The following is a 410-nucleotide window of genomic DNA, read 5'->3' as shown; positions in this document are numbered from 1 at the left end:
CTCGTGGACGATCTCACCGCGGACGCCCTGCGGAACCTGATCGACGCCTCGGCCTCGCTGCCGGTCCTGTGGATACTCGCCCGCGGCGCGTCACGTACACCCGGTCATGCCCAGGAGACCATCGACTGGCTCATCCGGGAAGGGGCCGCACGCCACCGGTTGGAATCGCTCTCTCCCGAAGCCGTGGCGGAAATCACCGCGGAACTGCTCGGCGCCTGCCCCGACGACGATGTTCTCGCGTTGGTGGCGCGCGTCAACGGAAATCCCTTTCTTCTCAACGAACTTCTCGTCACATCGCTGTCCGACGGGAGAATTTGCGTTCAGGACGGTATCGCCGTGCTCATCGACGCCGAGCCCGCACCCGCATTCCGCCAGGCCGTCGTCCATCACCTGCGTGGGCTCTCCCACGA

Annotated in this window: 1 pseudogene; it reads left to right on the top strand. The window is 65.9% G+C overall.

The features are described from left to right. Positions 1–410 (top strand): annotated as a pseudogene (locus tag LPA54_RS40510) (hypothetical protein); the annotation flags it as partial.

The organism is Streptomyces sp. DH12 (assembly GCF_020873895.1).
Classification (GTDB): Bacteria; Actinomycetota; Actinomycetes; order Streptomycetales; family Streptomycetaceae; genus Streptomyces.
This window is presented reverse-complemented; position numbering and strand designations above follow the sequence as displayed.